We start from the raw sequence: 25,043 nt of genomic DNA, 5'->3' as shown, positions 1-25,043 counted from the left end.
TTCGGGGCCTCTTCACACGACGAGTCTAGTGGCGACAGGCTATTCGTTCTCGGTGCGGTAGCCCAGGTTCGGCGACAGCCACTTCTCGGCCTCGTCGAGGGTCCACCCCTTGCGCTGCGCGTAGTCCTCGACCTGGTCGCGGCCGACCCGCCCCAGCACGAAGTACTGCGAGTCGGGGTGCGAGAAGTACAGGCCGCTGACCGACGCGCCGGGCCACATCGCCATGCTCTCGGTCAGCTCGATGCCGGTGTTGGCCTCGACGTCGAGCAGCTCCCAGATCGTCTGCTTCTCGGTGTGCTCGGGGCACGCCGGGTAGCCGGGGGCCGGACGGATGCCGGCGTACTTCTCGCCGATCAGGTCGGCGTTGCTGAGCGACTCGTTCGGCACGTACGCCCAGAACTCCTTGCGGACCCGCTCGTGCATGCGCTCGGCGAACGCCTCGGCCAGACGGTCGGCCAGCGACTCCAGCAGGATCGCGTTGTAGTCGTCGAGGTCCTTCTTGAACTCGGCGATTTTCTCGCCGATGTGCACCCCCGCGGTGACCGCGAAGGCGCCGACGTAGTCGCGCAGCCCCGTCTCCTTGGGCGCCACGAAGTCGGCGAGCGACTTGCGGGCCGAGCCTTCACGCCCCTCGCCCTGCTGGCGCAGCTGGTGCAGGGTCGTCAGGACCGTCGAGCGCGACTCGTCGGTGTAGAGCTCGATGTCGTCGCCGGGCACCTGGCTCGCGGGGAACAGGCCGAACACGCCGTTGGCGCGGATCCACTTCTCCTCGACCAGCTGGTCGAGCATGGCCTGCGCGTCGTCGTACAGCTTGCGGGCGGTCTCGCCCGTCGCGGGGTTGTTGAGGATGTCGGGGAAGCGCCCCTTCATCTCCCAGGCGTTGAAGAACGGCTGCCAGTCGATGTAGTCGCGCAGCTCCTCGAGCGAGTAGTCCGTGAACGTCTTGACGAACTGCGACGCCGCACCGTGGCGGTGGTCGCACCCCGGGCCCGTGCACACGTCGCGCGCCTGCTGGGCGAGCATCCGCGGACGCGGCGGCTGGTAGTCGCTCCAGTCGATCGGCGTGGCCTTCGCGCGGGCCGCGGCGATCGACAGCAGCGAGCGCGTGTCCTGGCGGGCCGCGTGCCGCTCGCGCAGCGTCTCGTACTCGGCGTTCGTGTCGGCCAGCAGCTTCGGGCGCTGCTCGTCCGACAGCAGGGCCGCCACGACCGGCACCGACCGCGAGGCGTCCTTCACCCAGATGACGGGTCCGTGGTACTTCTGCGCGACCTTGACGGCGGTGTGCGCGCGCGACGTCGTCGCGCCGCCGATCATCAGCGGGATGTCGAAGCCCTGGCGCTCCATCTCGGCGGCGAAGTTGACCATCTCGTCGAGCGAGGGCGTGATGAGGCCCGACAGGCCGATGACGTCCGCGCCCTCCTCCTTGGCGGCGTCGAGGATCTTCTGCGCGGGCACCATGACGCCGAGGTCGACGACGTCGTAGTTGTTGCACTGCAGCACGACGCCGACGATGTTCTTGCCGATGTCGTGCACGTCGCCCTTGACCGTCGCCATGACGACCTTGCCGATGCTGCGCTCGACGTCGCCCGGCTGCTTCTCGGCCTCGATGAACGGGATCAGGTACGCGACGGCCCGCTTCATGACGCGCGCCGACTTCACGACCTGCGGCAGGAACATCTTGCCCTCGCCGAACAGGTCGCCCACGACGTTCATGCCCGCCATGAGAGGCCCCTCGATGACCTCGATCGGACGTCCGCCGCGGGCGCTGATCTCGGCCCGCAGCTCCTCGGTGTCGGACTCGGCGAACTCGTCGATGCCCTTCACGAGCGCGTGGGTGATGCGCTCGCCGACCGGCAGCGAGCGCCACTCCTCGGTCGCGACCTCCTTGACCGAGCCGTCGCCGGCGAAGTCGTTGGCGATCTCGAGCAGGCGCTCGGTGCTGTCGGGACGACGGTTGAGGATGACGTCCTCGATGCGCTCGCGCAGCAGCTCGGGCACCTCGTCGTAGACCTCGAGGGCGCCGGCGTTGACGATTCCCATGTCCATGCCCGCGTTGATCGCGTGGTACAGGAACACGGCGTGGATCGCCTCGCGCACGGGGTTGTTGCCGCGGAACGAGAACGAGACGTTCGAGACACCGCCGGAGACCAGCGCACCGGGCAGGTTCTGCTTGATCCAGCGGGTCGCCTCGATGAAGTCGACGCCGTAGTTGGCGTGCTCCTCGATGCCCGTCGCGACCGCGAAGACGTTGGGGTCGAAGATGATGTCCTCGGCCGGGAAGCCGACTTGGTCGACCAGGATGCGGTACGCCCGCTCGCAGATCTGCTGGCGCCGCTCGAGGTTGTCGGCCTGGCCGTCCTCGTCGAAGGCCATCACGACGACGGCGGCACCGTACTTGCGGCACAGCTCGGCCTCGCGGACGAACTTCTCCTCGCCCTCCTTCATCGAGATCGAGTTGACGATCGCCTTGCCCTGGACGCACTTGAGCCCGGCCTCGATGACCTCCCACTTGGAGGAGTCGATCATGGTCGGCACGCGGCAGATGTCGGGCTCGGTGGCAACGAGCTTCATGAAGCGCTCCATCGCCTCGACGCCGTCGATCATGCCCTCGTCCATGTTGACGTCGATGACCTGGGCGCCGGCCTCGACCTGCTGGCGGGCCACGGCCAGGGCCGTCGTGTAGTCGCCGGCCTTGATGAGGTTGCGGAACCGCGCCGACCCCGTGATGTTGGTGCGCTCGCCGACGTTGACGAACAGCGTGTCGTCGACGACCGTGACGGGCTCGAGGCCCGACAGCCGCAGGGCGGGCGACGCCTCGGGGACGTCGCGCGGGGCCCGGCCCTCGACGTCGCGCGCGATCGAGGCGATGTGCGCCGGTGTCGTGCCGCAGCAGCCACCGACCATGTTGACGAAGCCGGCGTCGGCGAACTCGCTGACGATCGCGGACGTCTGGTCGGGCTCCTCGTCGTACTCGCCGAAGGCGTTGGGCAGGCCCGCGTTGGGGTAGCACGACACGAACGTGTCGGCGACGCGCGCCATCTCGGCGATGTAGGGGCGCATCTCCTTGGCGCCCAGCGCGCAGTTCAGCCCGACCAGCAGCGGCTTGGCGTGCCGCACCGAGTGCCAGAAGGCCTCGGTGACCTGGCCCGACAGGGTGCGGCCCGAGGCGTCCGTGATGGTGCCCGAGATGACGATGGGCCAGCGCTGGCCGAGGTCCTCGAACACCGACTCGACCGCGAAGATCGCGGCCTTGGCGTTCAGCGTGTCGAAGATCGTCTCGATGAAGATGACGTCGGAGCCGCCCTCGAGCAGGCCCCTGGTCGCCTCGCGGTAGGCCTCGACGAGCTCGTCGTACGTCACGTTGCGCGCGCCGGGGTCGTTGACGTCGGGCGAGATCGAGGCCGTGCGGCTGGTGGGGCCGAGCGTGCCGGCGACGTACCGCGGACGACCCGTGGCCTCGGCGGCCGCATCGCACTCACGGCGGGCCAGCCGGGCGGACTCGAAGTTCAGCTCGTAGGCGAGCTCCTCCATGCCGTAGTCGCTCAGCGAGATCGTCGTCGCGTTGAACGTGTTGGTCTCGATCATGTCGGCGCCGGCCTCGAGGTACTCGCGGTGGATGCCGGCGATGATCTCGGGCTGCGTCAGCGTCAGGAGGTCGTTGTTGCCCTGGACGTCCGACGGCCAGTCCTTGAACCGCTCGCCGCGGTAGCCGGCCTCGTCGGGCCGGTCGCGCTGGATCGCGGTTCCCATCGCACCGTCGAGCACCATGATGCGGCTGCGCAGCAGCTCGGTCAGCTCGGCGGTGGCGTCGGGACGGAGGGTGGTGTCAGGCACAAGCATTCCTCGAGGGACGAATCGGTAAGGAGTGCTGGGGAACGCCGGCCGGCGGCGGGCTCGCCTGGGCTTTCGTGGGTTCCCGAACTGGTACGACCATTCTCTCACGGTGCACCAGCCGCCGTGGGACCTCGGCCACGGCATGGACAACGCGGTGACGAGTGGCGCGTTACGGTCGACTACGGTTCTGGGCGTGACGTCGTACGCCGCCGTGCTCTGGGACCTCGACGGGACGATCGTCGACACCGAACCCCTGTGGATGGCCGCCGAGCACCGGCTCGCCGCCGCGCACGGCAAGGTCTGGACCGACGAGGACGCCCTGCAGCTCGTCGGCAACTCCCTGATCGCGTCGGGCCAGTACATCCGCGAGCGCCTCGACATCGCGATGACCGCCGAGCAGATCGTCGACCACCTCGTCGCCTCGCTGGCGGGGTCGTTGCGCGAGCACGTCGAGTGGCGGCCCGGGGCCCGCGAGCTGATCGCTGCCCTCGACGACGTCGGGGTGCCCCAGGCGCTCGTCACGATGTCGTACACCGCGATCGCCGAGCCCATCGCCGCGGTCCTGCCGTTCGGGGCCGTCGTGACCGGCGACGCCGTGTCGCGACCCAAGCCGCACCCCGATCCCTACCTGCTCGCCGCCGAGCGGCTCGGCGTCGACGCGTCGCAGTGCCTGGCCATCGAGGACTCCCGCACCGGCGCGGCCTCGGCCAACGCCGCGGGTTGCCACGTGCTGGTCGTCCCGCACTTCGTCGAGGTGCCGGAGCAGGAGCGGCGCGTGCTCGTCCCGACCCTCGCCGGCCTCCGCCCCGCCGACCTGGCGGGCCTGTTCACCTGACTCCGTCCCCCGCGGAGGCCGCCTGCGGCCTGGGGGTCCCCCCACGAGCTCTGCGAGTAGGGGGCCCGTGAGCGGAGCGAGGGGGACTGACGCAAGTCCGATCGGTTGGTTCGCCTCGGGCTCCGCCCTCACGGTCGCTGCGCTCCCTGGCGAACGGGACTCCTCGTCCCCCAGGGAGGCCGCCTGCGGCCGACCGTGAGCGGAGCGAGGGGGACCCACGCAAGCCTGGTCGGTTGGTTCGCCTCGGGTTCCTCCCTGGCGAACGAAGGCACTCGGCCCCCAGGGAGGCCGCCTGCGGCCTGGGGGTCCCCCCACGAGCTCTGCGAGTAGGGGGCCCGTGAGCGGAGCGAGGGGGACCCACGCAAGCCTGGTCGGTTGGTTCGCCGTCAGCGGCTGAAGAGGCCTCCGAGGAAACCCTTCCTGCGCTCCCGGCCGTGCTGCTCCAGGAACGTGGACAGCGGTTCCTCGATGCGACTGGTCTCGAAGCCGTAGACGAGCGGCCCGACGGTGAGGGGCGTGTCGTCCTTCTTCGTGATGCCGCCGAACGAGACGTTGAACTGCTTGCTCGTGCTCCTGCCCCGGAAGACCTGCTTCTCGCCACCGAGCTTCAGGGTGTCCTCGAGGACGAACGGCTGCTGCGGGTCGTCGAGCGCGGGGACGGCGGCCAGCAGGTCGGGGATCGCGGTGGTCATGACGGCGAGGCGATCTGCAGCAAGGGCAGCTCGGGCGGGGTGCCGCCCCAGGCGGGGCACAGGGCCTGGTGCGCGCAGAACCGGCACAGGCCGCTCTTGCGGGGCGGGAAGTCACGCAGCTCGATCGCCCGCTCGATCGCCGACCACAGCGCCAGCAGCTTGGCCTCGGTGTGCACGAGGTCGGACTCGGTGGGCTCGTACCGCAGGAACTGGCCGTCGCCGAAGTACATGAGCTGCAGCAGCGACGGGACGACCCCGCGGGTGCGCCAGATGACGAGCGCGTAGAAGCGCATCTGGAAGATGGCCTTGCCCTCGAACGCCGGGTTCGGGGACGCCCCCGACTTGTAGTCCACCACCCGGATGCGTCCGTCGGGAGCCACGTCGATGCGGTCGACGATGCCGCCGAACGACAACCCGGGTTCGGGCTCGTACGAGACGCGCTCCTCGCGGGCGGCGGGCTCGAGGTAGCGCGGGTCCTCCATCGTGAAGTAGGTCGTCAGCAGGTCGATCGCCGAGGCGAGCCACGCGGTCTCCTCGGCGGCCTGCTCGGCCGTGAACAGCTCGGCCGTGCGGGGATCGGACTGTCGCAGCTGCTCCCACTCGCTCGGCAGCAGGTCGACGGCCCGCTCGAGGGTGCGGACGGGCGCCGGCTCGGCGAACAGGTCCTCGAGCACGGCGTGGACGAGGGTGCCCCGCACCATGGCGGGGCTCGCGGGCTCGGGCAGGCGGTCGATCGTCCGGAACCGGTAGAGCAGCGGACAGTTCTGGAAGTCGCCCGCGCGACTGGGGGACAGCGACCGGCGGTACGTCGGGGCTTCGGTCGAGTCGGTCATGCGACGACTCTAGTTGCGGCGGCCGACAGCCTCCGTCAGGCGTACGGACCGGTGAACGGCGCCGGCGCGTCCGGGTCGTCCGGCGCGCTGTCGAGGTTCGGATCGGTCGTCTTGTGCCGGGGGTCGTCGTCGGGGTCCTTGGCGACCCGGGGGTCCTCGGACGGCATCTCGCTCATGCCGGTCAGTCTGCCCCGCATCCGCGTCCGGGGCGACCCGATAGGTTGGCGCGGTGAGCAGCTCCCAGCGCCCCGGCACGTGGCGGATCGGTCGGGTCGTCGGGGTCGACGTCCTGATCAAGCCGTCGCTGCTGCTGATGGGCGTCGCGCTGGTGCTGCTGTTCGCCCCCCGGTGGGAGGACCGCTCCGACGCCAGCCCCTACCTGCTGGCGACCGTGTTCGTCGTGTCGCTGTACGTCTCGGTGCTGGTGCACGAGATCGCCCACGTGCTCGCCGCCCGGGCGTACCGGATGCGCGTCGACTCGGTGACCCTGCACCTGCTGGGCGGCGAGACCGTCATCGAGGGCGAGAGCCGCACCCCCGTCCAGGAGCTCGTGACCTCGATCGTCGGCCCGCTGGCGTCGCTCGCGATCGCCCTCGGCGCCTTCGCGGCGGTCGACGCGATGGGCTTCGGCACGACGTCCGACGTCGTGTGGTCGATCGCGTGGGTCAACCTGCTCGTGGCCGGCTTCAACATGCTCCCCGGCCTGCCCCTCGACGGTGGTCGCGTGTTCCGCGCGATCGTCTGGCAGGTCACGGGCCGCGAGGAGACCGGCGTGCGCATCGCGGCGTGGATCGGGCGCGGCACGGCGGTCGTCGTCGTGGCGGTCTCCCTGCTGTTCCGCGGCGACTCCCGCGACACCGTCATCAACCTGCTGATCGCCCTGCTCGTCGCGTGGTTCCTCTGGGAGGGCGCGACCGAGGCCCTGCGCACCGCGGGGCGCGCGGCCCGCATCGACCTGCTGGTGGCCCGTGACATCGGGTTCGCCGGCGCCGTCCCGCCACCGGGAGCGCCGACCCTGTCAGCCGACCTGCGTGGCGCCGACCTCCTCCGGGCCATGGCGGCGCACCCGGCGGAGGCGTACGCCCTCGTGGAGCCCGACGGCTTCACGTTCGGCGTGCTCACGTCCCGCGCCGTCGACGAGACCTACCGAGCGAGCCGCCGATGACCTCCTACACCCGCAGTGGACCCCTCGTCGAGGGCGAGTGGGTCCGCCTGACCGATCCCAAGGGGCGCCGCCACAACGTGCAGCTCGTGCCCGGCAAGGAGTTCTCGACCAAGAAGGGCCAGCTGCGTCACGACGACATGCTGGGCCAGCCCGAGGGGATCGTCATCCACTCGTCGATGGACCACCCGTACCAGGTGTTCCGGCCCCTGCTGTTCGAGTACGTCGTCTCGATGCCGCGCGGCGCCGCGATCATCTACCCCAAGGACGCCGCGCAGATCATCGTGCAGGCCGACATCTACCCCGGGGCCCGGGTCGTCGAGGCCGGCGCCGGGTCGGGCGCGCTGACGTCGTACCTGCTGCGTGCGATCGGCCCGACCGGCACGCTCGGCTCGTACGAGGTGCGCGAGGAGTTCGCCGACAACGTCCTGCGCAACGTCCACGAGGTGTCCGGAACCGACCTGCCGGGCTGGACGCTCACGGTCGGCGACGTCCGCTCGTGTGTCACCGAGACCGAGATCGACCGCCTGATCCTCGACATGGTCGATCCGTGGAGCTGCATCCCGCTGGCCGCCGAGCGGCTGACCCCCGGCGGCATCGTGTGCGCGTACGTCGCGACCACGACCCAGCTGTCGCGCTTCGTCGAGACGGTCCGCGAGCACGGCGGGTTCACGGAGCCGCGCGCGTGGGAGACCCTCGAGCGCGAGTGGCACCTCGAGGGGCTGGCGGTGCGCCCCCAGCACTCGATGAACGGGCACACGGCGTTCCTCGTCACGGCGCGTCGCATGGCGCCCGGCCACCACTCGATGGGCACGTCGCGCCGTCCGGCCCCCGGTGCGTACGGTCCCGACTACACGGGTCCACGTCCGTTCGGGCACGAGGCCTCCTGACGATCGGTCGGGTAGGGTCGTGGCTACGAGCAGGAGGTGGCTGATGAGCGGCAACGAGCCCACGGGCATGAGTGGTCAGACCAGCGGATCGGACCAGGAGATCGCCTACTTGCGCGCGGAGGTGGAGCACCTGCGGCGCCGGCTCGGCACCGAGCGGTCGAGCGATGCACGCCTCGACGAGCTCGAGGCCAAGCTCTCGGCCACGAGCAGCCAGAACGAGCGGCTCACCTCGACGCTGCGCGAGGCGCGCGACCAGATCGTGACGCTCAAGGAGGAGGTCGACCGTCTGGCGCAGCCGCCGACGGGCTTCGGCACGTTCCTGCAGCGCAACGACGACGACACCGTCGACGTCTTCACGGGCGGACGCAAGCTGCGCGTCAACGTCAGCCCCGCGGTCGACAAGGACACCCTGCGTCGTGGCCAGGAGGTCATCCTCAACGAGGCGATGAACGTCGTCCTGGCGCTCGAGTTCGAGCAGACCGGCGAGGTCGTCTCGCTCAAGGAGATCCTGGCCGACGGCGAGCGCGCCCTCGTGATGGGCAACGCCGACGAGGAGCGCGTCGTCCGGCTGGCCGAGCCCCTGATCGGGCTCAAGATCCGCCCCGGCGACTCCCTGCTGCTCGACGGCCGGTCCGGCTACGTCTACGAGCGCGTCCCGAAGTCCGAGGTCGAGGAGCTCGTCCTCGAGGAGGTCCCCGACATCGACTACGAGTCGATCGGTGGCCTGCGCCAGCAGATCGAGTCGATCCGCGACGCCGTCGAGCTGCCCTACCTGCACCCCGAGATCTTCATCGAGCACGAGCTCAAGCCGCCCAAGGGCGTGCTGCTGTACGGCCCTCCCGGCTGCGGCAAGACCATGATCGCCAAGGCCGTCGCGGCGTCGCTGGCCAAGAAGGTCTCCGAGCGCACGGGCGAGGAGGGACGCTCGTTCTTCCTCAACATCAAGGGCCCCGAGCTGCTCAACAAGTACGTCGGCGAGACCGAGCGGCACATCCGCCTGGTGTTCCAGCGAGCCCGTGAGAAGGCCAGCGAGGGCACCCCCGTCATCGTGTTCTTCGACGAGATGGACTCGCTGTTCCGCACCCGCGGATCGGGCGTGTCGTCCGACGTCGAGAACACCATCGTCCCGCAGCTGCTGAGCGAGATCGACGGCGTCGAGGGCCTCGAGAACGTCCTGGTCATCGGTGCCTCGAACCGTGAGGACATGATCGATCCCGCGATCCTGCGGCCCGGCCGTCTCGACGTCAAGATCAAGATCGAGCGCCCCGACGCCGAGTCGGCGCGCGACATCTTCAGCAAGTACCTGACTGCCAACCTGCCGCTGCACCCCGACGACCTGGGGGAGTGGGACGGCGACCGTCAGGCGTGCGTCAGCGGCATGATCCAGCGCACCGTCGAGCGGATGTACACCGAGTCCGAGGACAACCAGTTCCTCGAGGTCACGTACGCCAACGGCGACAAGGAGGTCCTGTACTTCAAGGACTTCAACTCCGGCGCCATGATCCAGAACATCGTCGACCGGGCCAAGAAGATGGCGATCAAGGACCTCCTCGAGCACCAGCAGCGCGGTCTGCGCATCCAGCACATGCTGCAGGCGTGCCTCGACGAGTTCAAGGAGAACGAGGACCTCCCGAACACGACCAACCCCGACGACTGGGCGCGGATCTCGGGCAAGAAGGGTGAGCGCATCGTGTTCATCCGCACCCTCATCTCGGGCAAGAGCGGCAACGAGCCGGGCCGCTCGATCGACACCGTCGCCAACACGGGGCAGTACCTGTGACGAGCGCGGCCCTGTAGATGCACACCGTCGACCTGCGTGTCGTCTCGTACGGATCGGACGACGCCCAGCTGCTGACGGCCGAGGTGCAGGCCGAGTACGGACGCCGGTACGGCGGTGACGGCGACGTCTCACCGATCGACGTCCACCAGTTCGACGCGCCCGACGGCCACTTCGTGATGGCGTACGTCGGCGACGAGCCGGCCGCGATGGGCGGATGGCGGCGCGGCGGCCCCGAGGGCGTGACCGACGGCGAGATCAAGCGGATGTACGTCCGTCCGGCGTTCGCCCGCCGCGGCCTGGCCCGTGCGGTGCTGGCCGAGCTCGAGCGGACGGCCCGGTCCGCCGGCATCACCCGGCTGGTGCTCGAGACCGGCACGGCGCAGCCCGAGGCCATCGCGCTCTACACGTCGTCGGGCTACGGGCCCGTCCCCGCGTTCGGGTTCTACGCGGGGTACGAGGACAGCGTCCACCTGGGCAAGTCGCTCCTGCCGTGAGCTCCGCGGTCAGGACGTACCGCTACCTGCGGCTCGCGATGGTCGTGCTCGTCGTGATGCTCCTGGCGTCGGTGGTGGGGGAGCGGCTCGCGTCCGGCACGGGCTGCTTCGAGGCGTCGGTCAGCGCCTACGTCCACACCCCGGCGCAGGGCGTCTTCGTGGCGAGCCTCGTCGCGCTCGGCGTCTGCATGATCGTGATCAAGGGCTCCAGCGACGCCGAGGACGTCGTGCTCAACGTCGGCGGGTGCCTGGCGGTCGTCGTGGGTCTCGTGCCGACGCCCGACCCGGCGACCTGCACGGCGTCACCGATCCCGATGCAGCTCGTGCCCGAGCAGGTCGCCAACAACGTCGGCGCCGCCCTGGTGGCGGGAGCCGTCGGCCTGGCCGTGACGGTCGCCGTCGCGCTGCGGCAGGGCGACCTGCGCCGGGCCGATTTCATGACCCGGCGCAACCTCGCCGGCATCGCGGTCTCGACGGTGCTGCTGGTCGTCGGCATCGCGTGGTTCGTCGCCCGTCGCGACGGTTTCGTGGCCCACGCGCACGCCGTCGCCGCGATCGGCCTGTTCGCCTGCATCGTCGGCGTGGTCGGGCTCAACGCCCGTGACTGCCACCGGCGTCGCGCCCCGGCCCGGCGCTACCTCGTGATCCTGGTGCTGATGATCGTCCTCGGCGGCGCGCTGGTGGCCTCGCAGTGGTTCGGCGTCGCGCTGTGGCTGCTGCTCGCGGAGGCCACCGTGATCGGCCTGTTCGCGGTGTTCTGGGTGCTGCAGACCGACGAGCTGTGGCACGTCGGGACCAGGGCCGTAGGGTCGGACGCATGACAGTCCGCCGCGTGCAGGGCAGCGAGGTCGAGTACGGCATCGCCGTGCAGGGACAGCCCAACGCCAATCCGATGGTGGCCTCGACCCACGTCGTGAACTCCTACGCCGCCGCCCACGGGCTGACCCGGCGCGCCCGGTGGGACTTCGAGGAGGAGAGCCCCCTGCGCGACGCGAGGGGCTTCGACCTCAGCCGCGAGGTGGCCGACCCGAGCCAGCTGACCGACGAGGACATGGGCCTGGCCAACATCATCCTCACCAACGGCGCGCGCCTCTACGTCGATCACGCGCACCCCGAGTACTCCAGCCCCGAGGTCACGAACCCGCTCGACGTCGTGCTGTGGGAGAAGGCCGGCGAGAACGTCATGCGCCTCGGCGCCGAGCTCGCGGCGCAGATCCCCGGCACGCAGCCGATCGTGCTCTACAAGAACAACGTCGACAACAAGGGTGCGTCGTACGGCGCCCACGAGAACTACCTCATGCGGCGCGACGTGCCGTTCGACCAGATCGTCGAGCACCTGACGCCGTTCTTCGCGACCCGCCAGGTGTTCACGGGCGCCGGCCGGGTCGGCCAGCAGCAGGACGGTAGCGTCCACGCCTTCCAGATCAGCCAGCGGGCCGACTACTTCGAGGTCGGGGTGGGGCTCGAGACGACTCTCAAGCGTCCGATCATCAACACCCGCGACGAGCCGCACGCCGACCCCAAGAAGTACCGGCGCCTGCACGTGATCATCGGCGACGCGAACTGCTCCGAGACCGCGATCTACCTCAAGCACGGCACGACGTCGCTGGTGCTGGCGATGATCGAGGCCGGCTTCCTGACCCGCAGCCTCGCGCTGGTCGCCCCGGTGCGGGCCGTCCACGACATCTCTCACGACCCCTCGTTGACGCACCGCGTCGAGCTGGCCGACGGGCGGCGCCTGACGGCGCTCGAGGTGCAGGGGGAGTACCTCGGGCTCGCGAAGGCCTTCGTCGCGCAGCACGGGTCCGACGAGCAGACCGACGACGTCATCGCCCGGTGGGAGAGCGTGCTCGAGCGCCTGGCGCGCGACCCGATGGAGTGCGTCCGCGAGCTCGACTGGGTCGCCAAGCTCGCGCTGCTGGAGCGGTACCGCGAACGCGACTCGCTCGGCTGGGACCACGCCAAGCTGCACCTCGTCGACCTGCAGTACCACGACGTCCGCCTGCACAAGGGGCTCTACCACCAGCTCGTCCGCACGGGGCGGATGGACCGGCTGTTCACCGACGAGCAGGTCGCGGCCGCCGTGACCGACCCGCCGCGCGACACCCGTGCCTACTTCCGCGGCATGTGCCTGGCCCGGTTCAGCCCCGACATCGCCGCGGCCTCGTGGGACTCGGTGATCTTCGACCTGCCCGGGCGCGACTCGCTGCAGCGCATCCCCACGATGGAGCCCTTGCGCGGCACCGCCGAGCACGTCGGCGCCCTGTTCGAGACCAGCACGACCGCCGAGCAGCTGTTCACCGCGATCACTGGCCGCTAAGGGCTAGGGTTGGGTCATGTCCGAGCAGCAGCACAAGAGCACCCGCAAGCCCGCCGAGGCCGACGAGGCACAGGCCGACACGACCGAGGTCGACGTCGAGGCCAAGGCCAAGCTCGACGACGACGTCGACTCGATCCTCGACGAGATCGACGACGTCCTCGAGGAGAACGCCGAGGAGTTCGTCCGCAGCTTCGTGCAGAAGGGCGGACAGTGATGCTCCCGGAGGGCACCCGCCTGACCGGATCGTCGTCCTTCGCCGACTACCTCGCCACGGCGGCGCCCGAGCTGATGCCCGGTGCCGCCTCGCGCGCCGGGGGAGCGCACGGCGACCTGGCCCCGCACGCGACGACGATCGTCTCGGCGACGTTCGACGGCGGAGTCATCATGGCCGGCGACCGCCGCGCGACGATGGGCAACGTCATCGCCCAGCGCGACATCGAGAAGGTCTTCCCGGCCGACGAGTATTCGTGCATCGGCATCGCCGGCAGCGCGGGCCTCGCGATCGAGATGGTGCGCCTGTTCCAGGTCGAGCTCGAGCACTACGAGAAGATCGAGGGCACGGTCCTGTCGGCCGACGGCAAGGCCAACCGCCTCGCGGCGCTGATCCGCGGCAACCTCGGCCTCGCGATGCAGGGCCTCGCGGTCGTCCCGCTGTTCGCGAGCTTCGACCTCGAGACGCAGCAGGGACGCATCTTCTCGTACGACGTCACGGGCGGCCGCTACGAGGAGCACAGCGGCTTCCACACCGTCGGCTCGGGATCGGTCTTCGCGCGCGGCTCGCTCAAGAAGCTCTACAGCCGGGGCCTCACCGAGGGCGACTGCGTCACCGCGGCGATCCAGGCGCTGTACGACGCCGCCGACGACGACTCGGCGACCGGCGGGCCCGACCTGACCCGCCGCATCTTCCCGGTCGTGTCGGTCGTGACGGCCGACGGCTACCGCCGGCTCGCCGACGACGAGGTCGGCGCGATCGCCGACGACGTCATCGGCGGACGCCTCGAGCGCCCCGACGGCCCGTCGGCCCCCCTGAGCTGAGAGAGAGTCACGCATGAGCCAGCAGTTCTACGTCTCGCCCGAGCAGCTGATGAAGGACCGGGCCGACTTCGCCCGCAAGGGCATCACCCGGGGGCGCAGCGTCGCGGTCGTCCACTACGCCGACGGCATCCTGTTCGTCGCCGAGAACCCGTCGCGGGCGCTGCACAAGATCAGCGAGATCTACGACCGGATCGGCTTCGCGGCGGTCGGCCGGTACAACGAGTTCGAGAACCTGCGCATCGCGGGCGTGCGCCTGGCCGACATGCGCGGCTACGCCTACGACCGGCGCGACGTCACGGCGCGCGGCCTGGCCAACGCCTACGCGCAGACGCTCGGCACGATCTTCTCGTCCGGTGGCGAGAAGCCGTACGAGGTCGAGATCTTCGTCGGCGAGCTCGGTGACGACGCCTCGCACGACCAGGTGTACCGCCTGATGTACGACGGCTCGGTCTCCGACGTGCGGGGCTTCGGCGTGATGGGCGGCCAGAGCGAGCAGGTCGAGGCCTACCTCGGGGAGCACTACGCCCCGGGTCTCGACCTGGCGGCCGCCGTGAGGGTCGCGGTCACGGCCCTGGGCCAGGACGTCGAGCCCGCCCGCACCGTCGAGGCGTCGGCCCTCGAGGTCGCGACGCTGTCGCGCGCCCGTCCGCAGCCCCGCAAGTTCAAGCGGATGAGCGACGTCGACGTGGCTGCCGCGCTCAGCCAGTAGGGCGTGGGCCCGTCCCTGCCACGGCGCGCGACAACCTCATGACGTTCGCGCGCCGCACCGCGGGTTTGCCGGCGCGCGACTAGGCTGACGTGCATGGACCGACGGATCTTCGGCATCGAGAACGAGTACGGCGTCACCTGCTCGTTCAAGGGTCAGCGTCGTCTGTCGCCCGACGAGGTCGCCCGGTACCTGTTCCGCCGCGTCGTCTCGTGGGGCCGCAGCAGCAACGTGTTCCTGCGCAACGGGGCGCGCCTATACCTCGACGTCGGCAGCCACCCGGAGTACGCGACGCCCGAGTGCGACGACCTCGTCGACCTCGTGACGCACGACCGCGCCGGCGAGCGGATCCTCGAGGGCCTCATGATCGACGCCCAGAAGCGGCTGGCCGACGACGGCGTCGAGGGCGACATCTACCTGTTCAAGAACAACACCGACTCGGCCGGCAACTCCTACGGGTGCCACGAGAACTACCTCGTCAGCCGCCAGGGCGAGTTCAGCAAGCTCGCCGACGTCCTGATCCCGTTCCTCGTGACCCGCCAGATCATCTGCGGCGCGGGCAAGATCCAGCAGACGCCACGCGGCCCGGTCTTCAGCGTCAGCCAGCGGGCCGAGCACATCTGGGAGGGCGTCTCGAGTGCCACGACGCGCTCCCGCCCGATCATCAACACCCGCGACGAGCCCCACGCCGACGCCGAGCGGTTCCGCCGCCTGCACGTCATCGTGGGCGACTCCAACATGAGCGAGACCACGACGCTGCTCAAGGTCGCCACGACCGACCTGGTGCTGCGCATGATCGAGGCCGGCGTGCCGATGCGCGACCTGACGCTCGACAACCCCATCCGGGCGATCCGCGAGATCTCGCACGACATGACCGGACGTCGCACGGTGCAGCTGGCCAACGGCCGCGAGCTGTCGGCCCTGGAGATCCAGGCCGAGTACTTCAGCAAGGCCGCCGAGTTCGTCGACAAGAACGGGCTGCACACCCCCACGATCACGCGGGCGCTCGACCTGTGGGAACGCACGCTGAAGGCCGTCGAGTCCGACGACCTGTCGCTCGTCGAGCGCGAGATCGACTGGGTCATCAAGTACAAGCTGCTCGACCGCTACCGCAGCAGGAACGACCTGAGCTGGAGCGATCCGCGCATCGCGCAGCTCGACCTGGCGTACCACGACATCCGGCGCGACCGCGGCATCTTCTACCTGCTCGAGAACAAGGGCGCCGTCGCCCGGGTCACCAACGACCTGGACGTCTTCACGGCCAAGTCGATCCCGCCGCAGACCACCCGGGCCCGTCTGCGCGGCGACTTCATCAAGCGGGCGCAGGAGCGCCGCCGCGACTTCACGGTCGACTGGGTGCACCTCAAGCTCAACGACCAGGCCCAGCGCACCGTGCTGTGCAAGGACCCGTTCAGGTCCCAGGACGAGCGCGTGCAGCGGCTCATCGACGGCATGTGAGCACGACCTCTTGGGCGGTGTCGATACGCTGATCGGCGTTCTGTGCCCTCCACCCCGAAGGTCGTACACGTGCGTCGCATCCTGCTCGTCTCCGCCGCTGCCGTCCTGTTCCTGTCCGGATGTGGCAGCAGCGACACCGGCACCTCGTCCGGCAACCTCGACGAGGTCAAGGTCTCCCGGGGCGCCAGCCCCGACGTCACCGTCGCGAAGGACTTCTCGGTCGACAAGACCGAGTCCAAGGTCCTGACCAAGGGCACGGGCGAGACGGTCGCGGCCGGCGACTCGGTCAAGGTCAACTACGTCGCGGTCAACGGACGCACCGGCAAGCAGTTCGACAGCTCGTTCAAGACCGGCACCCCCTACACCGTCAACCTGACGCAGGACAAGATCCTGCCCGGCTTCATCAAGGGCCTCGAGGACCGCACCGTCGGCAGCCGCGTCCTGGTCGCGATGTCGCCGCAGGACGGCTTCGGCCAGGCGCAGGCCCAGCTCGACGTCAAGAAGGACGACACCCTGGTGTTCCTGTTCGACATCGTGTCGAAGGTGCCGACGTCGGTCGTGGGCGAGGCCCGCTCGACGCCGAAGAACTACCCCAAGCTCGAGGTCGACGACAAGAACATCCCGACCGCGTTCGTCAAGAAGAGCACGACCGACGCCAAGAAGGACGCCGTCGAGAGCTCGTTCACCGTCATCCAGGGGACCGGCGCCGAGGTCACCGCCGACCAGACGATCAGCGTCCAGTACTTCGGCCAGATCTACCCCGGTGGCACGACGTTCGACGAGTCGTACTCCAAGGAGGTCTTCACGCAGCCGCTGACGAGCCTCTACAAGTGCTGGCAGGACGAGCTGGTGGGCAAGAAGCTCGGCAGCCGCGTCATCATCGTGTGCCCGGCGGACGTCGGCCAGGGCGCGGACGCCGAGCCGGAGGGCAGCCCGATCAAGAAGGGCGACACGCTGCTGTTCTCGGTCGACTTGCTCGACGCTTCCTGACATCCTCCTCCTATGGCCGAGCGCAAGACCGAGAGGTTGATGAACCTCATCTTCGCGTTGCTGGTCAGTCGCCAGTACCTGACGAAGGACCAGATCCGCGAGTCGATCGCCGACTACCGCGAGTCGACGCCCCAGGCGTTCGACCGCAAGTTCGAGCGCGACAAGGAGGAGCTGCGCGAGCTCGGCATCACGGTCGAGATGGGGCAGAACGACAAGTACTTCAACGACGAGCCCGGCTACCGCATCCGTCGTGACGAGGCCGAGCTGCCCGATCTCGAGCTGACCCGCGAGGAGGCCGCCGTGATCGGCCTGGCCACGCAGGTGTGGGAGCACGCGGGCCTGGCGAGTGAGTCGACCACCGCCCTGGTCAAGCTCAAGGCGATCGGTGTCGACGTCGACACGAGCGTGCTGCGCATGGCCGAGCCCCGCCTGTCGACCGACGAGCCGTCCTTCGACGCGATGTGGGACGCCGTCACGCGGCGCGTCCCGATCGCGTTCGCCTACGCGCGTCCCGGGCGCGAGCCGATGCTGAGGCACCTGCAGCCCTGGGGCATCATCTCGTGGCACGACCGCTGGTACGTCGGCGGATTCGACCTCGACCGCGGCGAGTCGCGGATCTTCCGCCTGTCGCGCGTCATCGGCGAGGTCACGACCGAGGGCGCCCCCGGCTCCTACGAGATCCCCGAGGGCACCGACATGAAGCACGTCGCCCGCGAGCTGTTCCCGCCCGAGCCCGAGGAGGCCGCGGTGCTGCGCATCCGCCGCGACCGCGGGCAGTCCCTGCGCCGGCTCGCGGAGAAGGTCACCCCGCTGGGGGACGATCTCGACGAGGTCGAGATCCGGTACTCGTCGCACTGGGAGCTGGCGTCCGAGGTCGCGTCGTACGGTCCCGACGTCGTGGTGGTCTCGCCTCCCGACGTCCGCGAGGCCGTCGTGCAGCGCCTGACGGCTGCCGTCACGGGCTCCCTCGAGGTCGGCGCATGAGCCGGTCACGCCAGCAGGTCGTGCGCATGCTGGCGCTCGTCCCGTACCTGCAGGGCAACGACGGGGTGCCGGTCAACGAGGTGGCCGCCGAGTTCGGCGTGACCCCCAAGACGATCCGCGACGACCTCAAGCTGCTGATGTACACCGGCACGGGGGAGTACGCCGGCGAGCTCATCGACTTCGACCTGACGGCGCTCGAGCGCGACGGCGTCGTGCACATCCGCGACGCCGAGTTCATGACCCGGCCGCTGCGCATCAGCACCCGCGAGGGCGCCGCCCTGATCGTCGCGCTGCGGACGCTGCGCGCGTCCGCCAGCGGTCTGGAGCTGACCGTCATCGACAGCGCGCTGGCCAAGCTCGAGAGCGCCGTCGGCGACACCGCGTCGACGTCGGTCGACGTCGTGCTCGACGACGTCGACCCCACGATCCACGGTGCCGTCGTCGAGGCGCTGACGGGCGGCAAGCGGCTCGCCCTGACGTACGCGACGGTCTCGCGTGACGAGCAGACCGATCGCGACGTCGACCCGCGCCGCCTGTTCACCGAGCAGGGCAAGCTGTACCTCGAGGCGTGGTGCCTCAAGGCCGAGGACCTGCGCTTCTTCCGGCTCGACCGCATCGTCGCGGCCGACGTGCTCGCGATCGACGCCGAGCCGCACGACGCGACACCACGTGACCTGTCCGAGGGATTCTTCACGGTCGGCGAGCAGACGCCGTTCGCGGTCGTCGACCTGCACCCGCGGGCGCACTGGCTGACCGAGTACTACCAGGTCGACCTGGTGTCGCAGGGCGAGGACGGCGTGTGGCGCGCCAAGCTCTACGGCGCCGACTGGTCGTGGCTGCGACGCCTCGTGCTGCGCAACGCCGGGTCGGTCACCGTCATCGAGCCCGCCGCCCTGCGCGAGCGGGTGGTTGACGACGCCCGGCTGGCCCTCGAGGCGTACGATGAAGTCGTCGTCCATAAGGAGTCATGATGTTCCGTCAGATCGGTCCCACCGAGATCCTGATCATCCTGGGAGTCGTCCTCCTGCTGTTCGGGGGCAAGAAGCTCCCCGAGCTGGCGCGTGGATCGGGCAAGGCCCTGCGCATCTTCAAGTCCGAGGTCAAGGCCATGAACGACGACGACGACGAGGCCAAGCCCGTCAAGCCGGCGTCGCTGCAGACCGTCGAGGCCGCCGAGCTGGACGAGAAGCGCGAACAGGCCTGACGCTTGGCGCTGACACGCGGCAGGCCGACCCCGTCGCCGGGCGGCTCGATGCCGCTCATGGACCACCTGCGTGAGCTGCGCACGCGACTGACCAGGGCCGTTCTGGCGATCGCGATCGGCACGATCCTCGGCTTCGTGTTCTACGAGCCGATCCTGAACTTCCTCACGCAGCCGTACGAGGACATGCGCCCGCTGCTGACCGCCGAGGGCATCGACACCGAGCTGGTCATCACGGGCATCGGCGGCGCCTTCCAGTTCCAGCTCAAGATCTCGCTGGTGTTCGGCCTGCTGGCGTCCAGCCCCTTCTGGCTGTGGCAGCTGTGGGCGTTCGTCCTGCCCGCGATGCACCGCAACGAGAAGCGCTGGGCGCTGCTGCTCGCCGGCACCGGCGCGCCGCTGTTCGTCGGCGGTGCGGCCCTGGCGTACGTCGTCCTGCCCAAGGCCATGGAGGTGCTGATCGGCTTCGTGCCCGACGGCTTCGGCTCGCTGGTCACGGGCGCCGAGTACTTCGACTTCATCGTCAAGATGCTGCTGGTGTTCGGCGTCGCGGCCGAGATCCCGCTGGTCGTCGTGGTGCTCAACCGCATCGGGGCCGTCAGCGCGAAGCAGCTCGCCAACGCCCGGCCCTGGACGATCATCGGCATCTTCGTCTTCGCGGCGGTCGCGACGCCCACGACCGATCCCCTGACGATGCTGTTCCTGGCAGCGCCGATGGTCGTGCTCTACCTGGTCTCCGAGCTCATCGCGAAGCTGACGGACCGCAGGCGCGCCCGGCTCATCGGCACCGAGGTGGACGACGACGAGGCCGCGCCGATCGGCGGACCGTCCGAGCTCGACGGCCCGTCCGACCTGCGCGACTGACGATGCACCTCGCCCTCGTGGTGAACCCGGCCTCGGGGCGCCACCGCGCCGCGTCGATCGCCGAGCGCGCGGCCGTGCGCCTGCGCGCCGCCGGCCACACGGCGCACCTGGTCGAGGGCGCCGACGGTGCGTCGTCGCATCGCCTCGCCGCCGAGGCCGCGGCGACCGGTGCGGACGCCCTCGTCGTGGTCGGCGGCGACGGCGCGCTGCACGGCGTGCTCGACCTCGTCGCCGACGGCGACGTGCTGTTCGGGCTGCTCCCGGCCGGCACCGGCAACGACACCGCGCGCTCGCTCGGCATCCCCGCCCACGACGTCGACGCCGCGATCGACGTGCTGCTGGCGGGACACGTCCGCACCGTCGACCTGGCCCGCACGGGCGACTCCCACGTCGCGACCGTCATCGCGTCCGGCTTCGACTCCAAGGTCAACGAGCGGGCCAACGCGATGCGGTGGCCGCGGGGGAACATGCGCTACAACCTGGCGATCCTCGCCGAGCTGCGCTCCTTCGAGCCGCTCCCGTTCACCCTGACGCTCGACGGCACGCCGATCGAGCGCGAGGCGATGCTCGTCGCGGTCGGCAACGGGCCGTCGTTCGGCGGGGGACTGCGCATCTGCGAGGGCGCCGTGATCGACGACGGCCTGCTCGACGTCGTGGTCATCAACCCCGTCAGCAAGGCCACGCTGCTGCGGGTCTTCCCGCAGCTGTACCGCGGCACGCACGTCGACCTGCCCGAGTTCGAGCGGCACCTCGTCACCGAGGTGACGCTCTCGTCGCCCGGCATCGTGGCCTACGGCGACGGCGAGCGGCTCGGCGCACTGCCGCTGACCGCCACGGTGCGGCCGGGCGCGTTGCGCGTCCTGGCCCCACCCGCCCCCACGTAGGCTGGAGCCATGAGCAGCCCGGCGGAGAAGTACGCACAGTCCCGCACGAGCAGGCAGTACCCGCGGCTCGCGGAGTTCCGCGGCCTGTACGACTTCGGGCTCGACGGCTTCCAGGTCGAGGCGTGCAAGGTCGTCGAGGACGGTCACGGCGTGTTGGTCGCAGCCCCCACCGGCTCGGGCAAGACGCTCGTCGGCGAGTTCGCGGTCCACCTGGCGCTGCAGACGGGGCGCAAGTGCTTCTACACGACCCCCATCAAGGCCCTGTCGAACCAGAAGTTCTCCGACCTCGTCGAGCGGTACGGCGCCGACAACGTCGGGCTGCTGACGGGCGACAACACGATCAACGGCGAGGCGCCGATCGTCGTCATGACGACCGAGGTGCTGCGCAACATGCTCTACGCGGGCTCGCGCACGCTCGACACGCTCGGTTTCGTCGTGATGGACGAGGTGCACTACCTCGCCGACCGCACCCGCGGTGCCGTGTGGGAGGAGGTCATCATCCACCTCGCCGAGTCGGTCTCGGTCATCGCGCTGTCGGCGACCGTGTCCAACGCCGAGGAGTTCGGTGACTGGCTCACCGCGGTGCGCGGCGACACCGTGACGATCGTCGAGGAGCGGCGGCCGATCCCGCTGCACCAGCACGTCCTGGTGGGCCGCACGATGTTCCCGCTGTTCGAGCCCAGCCCCGACGACCGGGGCGTCGAGGTCAACAAGGCCCTCGAGCGGCTCGCACGCGAGGACTGGCAGCTCACCCGGTCGATGCGCGGCCACCGCCCCAAGGGCGGCAAGCGACCCCGCAGCCGCAATCGGACGCCCAGCCGGGTCGACGTCGTCGAGCGGCTCGACGCCGAGGGCCTGCTGCCGGCGATCACGTTCGTGTTCAGCCGGGCCGGCTGCGCCGCGGCGGTGCAGCAGTGCCTCGACGCCCGCATCACGCTGACGACGCCCGAGGAGCAGGCCGAGATCACGGCGTTCGTCGACGCGGCGTGCGCGCACCTGCCCGAGGCCGATCTGCACGTCCTGGGCTACTACGAGTTCCGCGACGGCCTCGCCCGCGGCATCGCGGCGCACCACGCAGGCATGCTGCCGACGTTCAAGGAGTGCGTCGAGGACCTCTTCAGCGCGGGCTTCGTCAAGGTCATCTTCGCGACCGAGACCCTCGCGCTGGGCATCAACATGCCGGCACGGTCCGTCGTGATCGAGAAGCTGTCGAAGTGGAACGGCGAGACGCACGCCAACATCACGCCGGGGGAGTACACGCAGCTGACGGGACGAGCGGGCCGTCGCGGCATCGACGTCGAGGGGCACGGCGTGGTCCTGTGGCAGCCGGGCCTCGACCCCAAGCAGGTCGCCGGTCTGGCCAGCACGCGCACCTACCCGCTCAACTCGTCGTTCCACCCGTCGTACAACATGGCGGTCAACCTCGTCGGCCAGGTCGGGCGCGGCGTGGCCCGCGAGCTCCTCGAGCAGTCGTTCGCCCAGTTCCAGGCCGATCGCGCCGTCGTCGGGCTCGCACGGCAGATCCGCAAGGCCGACGACGCCCTCGACGGCTACCGCGACAACATCCACTGCGACCGGGGCGACTTCATGGAGTACGCGTCGCTGCGGCGCGAGCTGACCGACATCGAGGCGTCCGGCTCCAAGGCCCGCCGCCAGGCCGAGCGTGCCGAGATCGCCGAGTCGCTGACGCGGCTGCGTCCGGGCGACGTCATCCACGTGCCGGTCGGCAAGTTCGCCGGCATCGCGGTCGTGCTCGACCCGGGCCGGGCCACCGACGGCGACGGTCCGCGACCCATGGTGCTGACGGCCAGCCGGCACGCCCGCCGGCTCGCGATGATCGACTTCACGGCTCCGGTGTCGGCCCTGACCACGATGCGCATCCCCAAGTCGTTCAACGCCCGCAACCCGCAGGCGCGGCGCGACCTCGCGGCCGCGCTGCGCAGCCGTGCCGACGGCGTCGCGTGGGGCCAGGAGAAGCAGCGGCGCGACCACTCCTCGCGCGAGGACCCGCGCATCGGCGCGATCCGTGAGAAGCTGCGCGACCACCCGTGCCACCAGTGCCCCGACCGCGAGAAGCACGCGCGCTGGGCCGAGCGCTACCTCAAGCTCGAGCGCGACACGAAGAACCAGCGCGGACGCATCGAGCAGCGCACCAACACCGTCGCCCGCCAGTTCGACCGCGTGTGCGAGGTGCTCGACGTGCTGGGCTACCTCGACGGCGACGAGGTCACGGCCGACGGCAAGAAGCTCACCCGTCTCTACAGCGACCTCGACCTGCTCGTGAGCGAGTGCCTGCGCCAGCAGGCGTGGGACGGCCTCGACGCGGCCGAGCTCGCGTCCGTCGTGAGCGGCCTGACCTACCAGTCACGCAGCTCTGACGAGCTGCCCGCCCCGCGCTTCCCGTCGCAGGCCGTCCGCGAGACGGCGGCGACCATGTCGCAGCTGTGCGCCGACCTGCAGCAGCTCGAGCGCGAGCACCGCGTCAAGTTCCTGCACCAGCCCGACTTCGGCTTCGCGCAGGCGGTCTGGCAGTGGTGCAACGACGCGAGCCTCGACGACGTCCTCGGCGAGATGGAGCTCGCGGCCGGCGACTTCGTGCGGGCCATGAAGCAGCTCATCGACGTCGTGGCGCAGATCGCCGACGCCGCCGGGCCGGGGCCCCTGCGCACCACGGCCCGCGAGTCGCTCGACCTGCTGCGCCACGGCGTCGTCAGCTACACCAGCATCAGCGCGTGACGGCCTTGAGGGCGCGCTCCGTCACGCCGCCGAGGCCCCAGGTCTGGCCGAACGCCTCGAACTTCTCGTGGTCAGGCGTCGCCGACAGGTCGGGCACGTCGCAGACGTCGGTGCGCACCGCCACGACCTCGCGCGCGGCACGGATGTAGTCGACCGAGTCGAGCAGCGACCGCCGCACCTTGGGCGTGATCGAGGACGAGGGATCGCCCGCGGCCTCGAGGATGCCGTCGAGGTCGCCGAACCGGTCGAGCAGCACCGCGGCGGTCTTGTCGCCGATCCCGGCCACACCGGGCAGGCCGTCGGACGGGTCGCCTCGCATGACCGCGAAGTCGACGTAGTCGGACGCGCCGATCGAGTACTTCGCCCGGAGCCAGGCCTCGTCGACGACGTCGTGCCTCGACACGCCCTTCGCGACGTACAGCACCCGGACGTCGCGGTCGTCGTCGACGACCTGGAAGAGGTCGCGGTCGCCCGTGACGACGTCGACGGGTCCGTCCCACCGTGCCGCGAGCGTGCCGATGACGTCGTCGGCCTCGTGGTCGGCGGCGCCGACGACGGGGATGCCGAGCAGCCCGAACGCCTCGGAGATCAGCGGCACCTGGGGCCCGAGCAGACCGTCGGTCGTGTCGGCCTCGCCGCCGTCGTCGTCCAGGCGCTGCGTCTTGTAGGTGTCGATCAGGTCGACCCGCCACTGCGGACGCCAGTCGTCGTCCCAGCACGCCACGACGGCACCGGGCTCGTACTGCGTCGTGAGGCTCGACGTGAAGTCGAGGATGCCGCGCAGGGCGTTGACCGCGGTGCCGTCGGGCGCCGTCAGCGTCTTCGGGATGCCGAAGAAGGCTCGGAAGTACAGGCTCGCGCTGTCGAGCAGGAGGAGGCGGTCACGGGACGTGGGCATGTCCCGAGCCTAGACGTCGGCGGGCCGGCGCGGGGCCCGCGCCCGAGCCGGGGTCAGGCGGAGTCGTGCCCCTCGTCGAGCTGTCGCTGCTGACGGGCGCGGTACGCCTGGCGCTGCTCCTCCGCACGGGCCCGCAGGGCGCGCTGGTACGCGGCCTCGCGGTCGGGATCGGGATCGACGTGGCGCACGGGACGCTCGCGGTCGTGCACGACCGGGACGGACGACCCGCGGTTGCCCTTGTACGGCAGGTCGGCGGGAGCGTGCGGACGTCCGGCGACCAGCCAGGCCAGCGAGCCGACGGCCGGCAGGAAGACCACGAGCACGAGCCAGAAGGTCTTGGACAGGTTGCGGCACGCACCCTCGTCGGTCGTGATGACGTCGAAGAGGCAGAAGATCCACAGCGCGAGGACCATCAGGCTCAGCAACCCGTTCATGTACAGCACGTCG

At 70.2% G+C, this 25,043-nt stretch carries 24 protein-coding genes; 18 read left to right on the top strand and 6 right to left on the bottom strand.

The annotated features are described in order from the left end of the window. Positions 1-39: 39 nt before the first annotated feature. Complete coding sequence (metH, locus tag IFT73_RS05515) at positions 40-3,768, bottom strand: methionine synthase (RefSeq protein ID WP_244633059.1); 3,729 nt, start codon at positions 3,766-3,768, stop codon at positions 40-42. Between the two features lie 259 nt (positions 3,769-4,027). On the opposite strand from metH, the gene IFT73_RS05510 reads away from it, so the two are divergent. Next, positions 4,028-4,669, top strand: coding sequence for an HAD-IA family hydrolase (locus IFT73_RS05510; RefSeq protein WP_192166716.1), 642 nt, complete (start codon positions 4,028-4,030; stop codon positions 4,667-4,669). 386 nt (positions 4,670-5,055) lie between these two features. Here IFT73_RS05510 and IFT73_RS05505 read toward each other — a convergent pair whose 3' ends face one another. Genes IFT73_RS05505 through IFT73_RS05495 form a run of 3 tightly spaced genes read right to left on the bottom strand, consistent with a single transcriptional unit; the run spans position 5,056 to position 6,370 of the window. Next, a complete protein-coding gene (locus IFT73_RS05505) occupies positions 5,056-5,361 on the bottom strand; it encodes a hypothetical protein (protein WP_192166715.1) in 306 nt (101 codons plus the stop codon). Further along, a complete protein-coding gene (locus IFT73_RS05500; RefSeq protein ID WP_192166714.1) occupies positions 5,358-6,194 on the bottom strand; it encodes a PD-(D/E)XK nuclease family protein in 837 nt (278 codons plus the stop codon). Before IFT73_RS05500 ends, IFT73_RS05505 begins: the two co-directional genes overlap by 4 nt. A 35-nt stretch (positions 6,195-6,229) precedes the next feature. Next, on the bottom strand, positions 6,230-6,370 hold the full coding sequence (locus tag IFT73_RS05495) for a hypothetical protein (RefSeq protein ID WP_192166713.1): 141 nt from the start codon (positions 6,368-6,370) through the stop codon (positions 6,230-6,232). A gap of 53 nt (positions 6,371-6,423) precedes the next feature. Here IFT73_RS05495 and IFT73_RS05490 point away from each other — a divergent pair, with 53 nt between their 5' ends. From IFT73_RS05490 to IFT73_RS05410, 17 genes are all read left to right on the top strand, one after another. Next, entirely contained in the window at positions 6,424-7,359 is a 936-nt protein-coding gene (locus tag IFT73_RS05490; protein ID WP_192166712.1) for a site-2 protease family protein, read from the top strand. Further along, entirely contained in the window at positions 7,356-8,246 is an 891-nt protein-coding gene (locus tag IFT73_RS05485; RefSeq protein WP_192166711.1) for a tRNA (adenine-N1)-methyltransferase, read from the top strand. Before IFT73_RS05490 ends, IFT73_RS05485 begins: the two co-directional genes overlap by 4 nt. 67 nt (positions 8,247-8,313) lie before the next feature. Continuing rightward, positions 8,314-10,026, top strand: a complete 1,713-nt coding sequence (arc, locus tag IFT73_RS05480) for a proteasome ATPase (protein WP_192166974.1) — start codon at positions 8,314-8,316, stop codon at positions 10,024-10,026. Between the two features lie 17 nt (positions 10,027-10,043). Continuing rightward, the gene (locus IFT73_RS05475) at positions 10,044-10,520 is read left to right on the top strand and encodes a GNAT family N-acetyltransferase (protein WP_192166710.1); all 477 of its coding nucleotides are present in this window, start codon (positions 10,044-10,046) and stop codon (positions 10,518-10,520) included. Further along, positions 10,517-11,341, top strand: a complete 825-nt coding sequence (locus IFT73_RS05470) for a hypothetical protein (RefSeq protein WP_192166709.1) — start codon at positions 10,517-10,519, stop codon at positions 11,339-11,341. Before IFT73_RS05475 ends, IFT73_RS05470 begins: the two co-directional genes overlap by 4 nt. Then, positions 11,338-12,840, top strand: a complete 1,503-nt coding sequence (gene dop, locus IFT73_RS05465) for a depupylase/deamidase Dop (RefSeq protein WP_056608477.1) — start codon at positions 11,338-11,340, stop codon at positions 12,838-12,840. Before IFT73_RS05470 ends, dop begins: the two co-directional genes overlap by 4 nt. Positions 12,841-12,856: 16 nt before the next feature. Continuing rightward, complete coding sequence (locus tag IFT73_RS05460; protein ID WP_192166708.1) at positions 12,857-13,054, top strand: ubiquitin-like protein Pup; 198 nt, start codon at positions 12,857-12,859, stop codon at positions 13,052-13,054. Continuing rightward, positions 13,054-13,875 carry a proteasome subunit beta gene (gene prcB, locus IFT73_RS05455; protein ID WP_056610187.1) on the top strand — a complete coding sequence of 274 codons (822 nt, stop codon included), beginning with the start codon at positions 13,054-13,056 and terminating at the stop codon, positions 13,873-13,875. The genes IFT73_RS05460 and prcB overlap by 1 nt, the downstream gene beginning before the upstream one ends. Positions 13,876-13,888: 13 nt before the next feature. Continuing rightward, positions 13,889-14,584, top strand: coding sequence for a proteasome subunit alpha (prcA, locus tag IFT73_RS05450; protein WP_192166707.1), 696 nt, complete (start codon positions 13,889-13,891; stop codon positions 14,582-14,584). Between the two features lie 93 nt (positions 14,585-14,677). After that, entirely contained in the window at positions 14,678-16,039 is a 1,362-nt protein-coding gene (gene pafA / locus IFT73_RS05445; RefSeq protein WP_192166706.1) for a Pup--protein ligase, read from the top strand. Between the two features lie 69 nt (positions 16,040-16,108). Further along, positions 16,109-17,029, top strand: a complete 921-nt coding sequence (locus IFT73_RS05440) for an FKBP-type peptidyl-prolyl cis-trans isomerase (protein ID WP_192166705.1) — start codon at positions 16,109-16,111, stop codon at positions 17,027-17,029. A gap of 12 nt (positions 17,030-17,041) precedes the next feature. Then, positions 17,042-18,013, top strand: coding sequence for a YafY family protein (locus IFT73_RS05435; RefSeq protein WP_192166704.1), 972 nt, complete (start codon positions 17,042-17,044; stop codon positions 18,011-18,013). Continuing rightward, positions 18,010-18,984 (top strand): YafY family protein, encoded by a 975-nt coding sequence (locus tag IFT73_RS05430; RefSeq protein ID WP_192166703.1) that lies wholly within the window; start codon positions 18,010-18,012, stop codon positions 18,982-18,984. Before IFT73_RS05435 ends, IFT73_RS05430 begins: the two co-directional genes overlap by 4 nt. Next, complete coding sequence (gene tatA, locus IFT73_RS05425) at positions 18,984-19,217, top strand: Sec-independent protein translocase subunit TatA (protein ID WP_082556160.1); 234 nt, start codon at positions 18,984-18,986, stop codon at positions 19,215-19,217. Before IFT73_RS05430 ends, tatA begins: the two co-directional genes overlap by 1 nt. Positions 19,218-19,220: 3 nt before the next feature. Further along, positions 19,221-20,078, top strand: a complete 858-nt coding sequence (gene tatC, locus IFT73_RS05420; RefSeq protein WP_244632847.1) for a twin-arginine translocase subunit TatC — start codon at positions 19,221-19,223, stop codon at positions 20,076-20,078. 2 nt (positions 20,079-20,080) lie between these two features. After that, a complete protein-coding gene (locus tag IFT73_RS05415; protein WP_192166702.1) occupies positions 20,081-20,962 on the top strand; it encodes a diacylglycerol kinase family protein in 882 nt (293 codons plus the stop codon). 9 nt (positions 20,963-20,971) lie between these two features. After that, entirely contained in the window at positions 20,972-23,698 is a 2,727-nt protein-coding gene (locus IFT73_RS05410) for an RNA helicase (protein WP_192166701.1), read from the top strand. Here the strand turns inward: IFT73_RS05410 and IFT73_RS05405 are convergent. Together IFT73_RS05405 and IFT73_RS05400 are read right to left on the bottom strand one after the other, a co-directional pair. After that, positions 23,688-24,596, bottom strand: a complete 909-nt coding sequence (locus tag IFT73_RS05405; protein WP_192166700.1) for a 5'-3' exonuclease H3TH domain-containing protein — start codon at positions 24,594-24,596, stop codon at positions 23,688-23,690. The genes IFT73_RS05410 and IFT73_RS05405 overlap by 11 nt on opposite strands. A gap of 53 nt (positions 24,597-24,649) precedes the next feature. Then, positions 24,650-25,030, bottom strand: a complete 381-nt coding sequence (locus IFT73_RS05400) for a PLD nuclease N-terminal domain-containing protein (RefSeq protein WP_197983501.1) — start codon at positions 25,028-25,030, stop codon at positions 24,650-24,652. Between the last annotated feature and the right edge of the window lie 13 nt (positions 25,031-25,043).

Source organism: Aeromicrobium sp. CFBP 8757 (assembly GCF_014841755.1).
In the GTDB taxonomy this organism is placed as follows: domain Bacteria; phylum Actinomycetota; class Actinomycetes; order Propionibacteriales; family Nocardioidaceae; genus Aeromicrobium.
Note: the sequence above shows the minus strand (reverse complement) of the source record. Positions and strands in the feature narration are given on the sequence as shown.

What these genes read in the sequence shown, in the direction of transcription:
- IFT73_RS05485 (WP_192166711.1), top strand. Translation starts at nt 7,356, where the DNA reads ATGACCTCCTACACCCGCAGTGGACCCCTCGTCGAGGGCGAGTGGGTC.
- tatA (WP_082556160.1), top strand. Translation starts at nt 18,984, where the DNA reads ATGTTCCGTCAGATCGGTCCCACCGAGATCCTGATCATCCTGGGAGTC.
- IFT73_RS05415 (WP_192166702.1), top strand. Translation starts at nt 20,081, where the DNA reads ATGCACCTCGCCCTCGTGGTGAACCCGGCCTCGGGGCGCCACCGCGCC.
- IFT73_RS05505 (WP_192166715.1), bottom strand. Translation starts at nt 5,361, where the DNA reads ATGACCACCGCGATCCCCGACCTGCTGGCCGCCGTCCCCGCGCTCGAC.
- dop (WP_056608477.1), top strand. Translation starts at nt 11,338, where the DNA reads ATGACAGTCCGCCGCGTGCAGGGCAGCGAGGTCGAGTACGGCATCGCC.
- prcB (WP_056610187.1), top strand. Translation starts at nt 13,054, where the DNA reads ATGCTCCCGGAGGGCACCCGCCTGACCGGATCGTCGTCCTTCGCCGAC.
- prcA (WP_192166707.1), top strand. Translation starts at nt 13,889, where the DNA reads ATGAGCCAGCAGTTCTACGTCTCGCCCGAGCAGCTGATGAAGGACCGG.
- IFT73_RS05500 (WP_192166714.1), bottom strand. Translation starts at nt 6,194, where the DNA reads ATGACCGACTCGACCGAAGCCCCGACGTACCGCCGGTCGCTGTCCCCC.
- IFT73_RS05460 (WP_192166708.1), top strand. Translation starts at nt 12,857, where the DNA reads ATGTCCGAGCAGCAGCACAAGAGCACCCGCAAGCCCGCCGAGGCCGAC.
- IFT73_RS05430 (WP_192166703.1), top strand. Translation starts at nt 18,010, where the DNA reads ATGAGCCGGTCACGCCAGCAGGTCGTGCGCATGCTGGCGCTCGTCCCG.
- IFT73_RS05405 (WP_192166700.1), bottom strand. Translation starts at nt 24,596, where the DNA reads ATGCCCACGTCCCGTGACCGCCTCCTCCTGCTCGACAGCGCGAGCCTG.
- IFT73_RS05410 (WP_192166701.1), top strand. Translation starts at nt 20,972, where the DNA reads ATGAGCAGCCCGGCGGAGAAGTACGCACAGTCCCGCACGAGCAGGCAG.
- IFT73_RS05400 (WP_197983501.1), bottom strand. Translation starts at nt 25,030, where the DNA reads ATGAACGGGTTGCTGAGCCTGATGGTCCTCGCGCTGTGGATCTTCTGC.
- IFT73_RS05495 (WP_192166713.1), bottom strand. Translation starts at nt 6,370, where the DNA reads ATGAGCGAGATGCCGTCCGAGGACCCCCGGGTCGCCAAGGACCCCGAC.
- metH (WP_244633059.1), bottom strand. Translation starts at nt 3,768, where the DNA reads ATGGTGCTCGACGGTGCGATGGGAACCGCGATCCAGCGCGACCGGCCC.
- IFT73_RS05435 (WP_192166704.1), top strand. Translation starts at nt 17,042, where the DNA reads ATGGCCGAGCGCAAGACCGAGAGGTTGATGAACCTCATCTTCGCGTTG.
- arc (WP_192166974.1), top strand. Translation starts at nt 8,314, where the DNA reads ATGAGTGGTCAGACCAGCGGATCGGACCAGGAGATCGCCTACTTGCGC.
- IFT73_RS05475 (WP_192166710.1), top strand. Translation starts at nt 10,044, where the DNA reads ATGCACACCGTCGACCTGCGTGTCGTCTCGTACGGATCGGACGACGCC.
- pafA (WP_192166706.1), top strand. Translation starts at nt 14,678, where the DNA reads ATGGACCGACGGATCTTCGGCATCGAGAACGAGTACGGCGTCACCTGC.